This window comes from Sandarakinorhabdus sp. (assembly GCF_041689835.1).
GTDB lineage: Bacteria > Pseudomonadota > Alphaproteobacteria > Sphingomonadales > Sphingomonadaceae > Sandarakinorhabdus.
In genome coordinates, this window is sequence record NZ_JBDNFM010000251.1 from 1 (window position 1) to 2,837 (window position 2,837).

Here is a 2,837-nt window from a genome sequence, read left to right on the forward strand (position 1 = left end):
CGGTTGCGTGCGGGCTGCGTTCAGCCGCGCAGCCCCCGCATCCAGCACTGCATCGGACTTGGCAAAACCCAGCCGGATGAACGGGGTTTGGGTGCCATCTGGCTGAAAGGCCGAAAGCGGAATCGCCGCCACTCCGGCGCGGGCCACCGCTGCCTCGCAAAATTCCCGGTCACCAAGCGCCACCCCCGATGCCGCCAGATCGGCCATCAGGAAATAGCTGCCCTTTGTGGGCAGCAGCCGCCAGCCGCCAGCAACCAGGGCTGCCGCAAGCCGATCCCGCGCCCGCACAAATCGCGCCCGGGCCGCATCGAACCAGTCATCCGGCAACGCCAGGCCGGTGGCCACGGCCACTTGCAACGGCGGCGGCGTGGTGAAGGTGAGAAACTGGTGCACCTGCGCGACGCGTTCGGCCAGTTCGGGCACGGCCACGACCCAGCCGACTTTCCAGCCCGTCAATGCCAGCAGCTTGCCAGCCGATCCGATCTTGATGGTGCGTTCCGGCGCGAGGCTGAACGGCGAGATGTGCACGGCGTCGCCGGTGATCACCTCTTCCCACACCTCGTCGCTGATGATGATCAGATCATGGGCGCGGGCCAAATCGGCAATGGCGGCCATCATGGCAGCGCCGGCCATGCCGCCGGTGGGATTGTGCGGGGTGTTGATCACGATGGCGCGGGTGGCCGGCGTGATGGCAGCTGCGATTGCGGCGGCACTGGCCTGCCAGTCGGGCGGCAGCAGCTGAACAAACACCGGCTGCGCCCCGGCCCGCCGAACCAGCGGCGCATAGGCATCGTACGCCGGCGCAAACAGCACCACTTCATCGCCAGCGCCCGCCACGGCCATGATGCTGGCAGCGACCGCCTCGGTGGCGCCCGACGTGATGATCACCTGATCGGGGCTGACCGTCAGCCCTTGCCGCCGGCCATGGAAAGCCGCCACTGCGCTGCGCAATTCCGGCAAGCCGCGCATCGGCGGATATTGATTATAGCCCGTGGTGATGGCCTTCGCCCCGGCCGCAAGAACAGTATCGGGCCAGCCGAAATCCGGGAACCCATGCCCCAGGTTGATCGCATCATGCTGGCGGGCAAGGCCCGACATATGTTCGAAAATTGTGGTGCCGGCCTGCATTGCAGTCTTGTGCCATGCAGGCCGGCACGGTGCCAGCCCCGCAGCCAGTGTTATCAAACTGGGCGCAGCTGATAGCTGGGGCGCATGATGAACGGCTGGCCGGTGGCGCGGCTCATCCGGGTGATGCGCAGCACCGCCTTGTCCCGGGTCAGGACGGTGCGGATTGTCACTGGCTTGCCGTTTTCGTGGCCCTTCCCGTCCAGCACAAGGGTCAGCGCGCCGTCCGGGCTGCGGCACAATTCGGAAACGGCCATGGTTTCGCGGCGCCGGCCTTCATTTACCAGCATGGTCTTGCCATCAGGCGTGAACGACCAGCGTGCACTGGAGCGCACGGTTTTGCCCGGCCCGTCATCAAAGGTCCACGCCAAGGCCAAGCCGGTGACGCTGAGCAGCGTGGGCAAAGCCGTCCGGCTGTCGTTGCCGTAATCGCGGTAATCAAGTGTTCCGGCCCAGTTGCCGGCCAGTGCGCTGGTTAACTCGGCGGCCGGATCGATCGCAGCCGGCACAGCACCCAGATCGCGCGCCGCTTCCACCGCCCGGTCGCGGCCAGCTTGGAAATCGGCCAGCGTCGGCACTACCAGCACATCCACTGCCACACCGCGGCGCGGGGTAAACTGCATGATGTTGGTGCGGTTCCAGGCGTTGGGCACGCGGACCTTGATGCCGCTGGCTGGCAGGGTGACGAGGAAGACATTGCCGGCGGTCGGGCCTTCGGCGCTGCCGCCGCCTTCCTCCCCCACCAGCGCAGCGCCGCGCCGTTCCTTCAGCCAGGCGATAGTTCGCGTTGATCCCGAACCATTGCGCAGGCCGGTGAGCACCGTCAGCCGGCCGGCGAAACGCTGCGCAGCCGGCAGCGGCTGGTGTTCGATCGTGCTGTCGCCGTCATCGCTTTCGTCGGTGCCCACGGGGATCCGGTCGTACCAACCGTCGGCGGTCCGGGTGAACGCGGATTCCGGCGCGTTGAACAGGGCCTCGCGCTCGCCCCAACTGCTGATGTGGCGCTGGAGATCGCCAATCCGGATTGCCTTGTAACGGATCGGCCTGCTCCATGTGAACGGCGCATCGAACAGGTGGCGGGCCAGCGCAATCGAAACATCTTCCGATCCGCCGCCATTGGCGCGCAGATCAAGGATCAGATGCTGCGTGCCCGCCGCATCAGCGCGACATCGCTGCCGGCCTGAGCGGGTGAAAGCATCGGGTTGGGCATGTCGGCCGCGATTGCCGGGGTGGAAGCCAGCAGAACAGCGAGGAGGGCGGAACGGAGCATCGGATGAGCCTTTCGGATTGCAGTTGGCGGCTCGTGCTGTCGTCGATTCGGCGGGGCTGATCGCCCGAAACGCTGAATTTATGCCTGCTTTCAGGATTTGAGACGTGCCTTTGTGGGTGTGGTCCCGGCAAATTCGGCAAAGGCCCGGTTAAAGCTGGCCTTGGAGCGGAAGCCCGCATCCATCGCCATGGTCAGGATGGCGCGGGTGTCGGCTGGGTCAGCCAACCAGACCTGCACTTCCTTCACCCGTCGCCGATTGATCACTGTGTTGAAATTGGCGCCCAGCCCTTCGCCCAAAGCGCGCGCCAGATAATTGCTGTTGGTACCCAGCGCCCGGGCCAGGCTGGCCGCCGTCAGGTCAAGATCTTGCCACAGACGCTTGGCTTCGATTTCGGCCTCGAAACGCGCACCCATCGCCGCCCAGTCGCGGCCCGGCGCTGCC

4 protein-coding genes are annotated in these 2,837 nt (G+C 66.1%); all 4 read right to left on the reverse strand.

Annotation, left to right across the window (positions count from 1 at the left end):
- A partial coding sequence (locus ACESL8_RS12860; RefSeq protein WP_372919477.1) for an aminotransferase class I/II-fold pyridoxal phosphate-dependent enzyme occupies positions 1–1,128 on the reverse strand: 1,128 nt, incomplete at its 3' end.
- 53 nt (positions 1,129–1,181) lie between these two features.
- A complete protein-coding gene (locus tag ACESL8_RS12865) occupies positions 1,182–2,264 on the reverse strand; it encodes a S41 family peptidase (protein WP_372919483.1) in 1,083 nt (360 codons plus the stop codon).
- Positions 2,261–2,395 (reverse strand): hypothetical protein, encoded by a 135-nt coding sequence (locus ACESL8_RS12870; protein ID WP_372919479.1) that lies wholly within the window; start codon positions 2,393–2,395, stop codon positions 2,261–2,263. Before ACESL8_RS12870 ends, ACESL8_RS12865 begins: the two co-directional genes overlap by 4 nt.
- 90 nt (positions 2,396–2,485) lie before the next feature.
- A partial coding sequence (locus tag ACESL8_RS12875; protein ID WP_372919481.1) for a helix-turn-helix domain-containing protein occupies positions 2,486–2,837 on the reverse strand: 352 nt, incomplete at its 5' end.

Excerpts from the sequence above, each read along its gene's own strand:
- ACESL8_RS12870 (WP_372919479.1), bottom strand. The coding sequence starts at position 2,395 with ATGCTCCGTTCCGCCCTCCTCGCTGTTCTGCTGGCTTCCACCCCGGCA.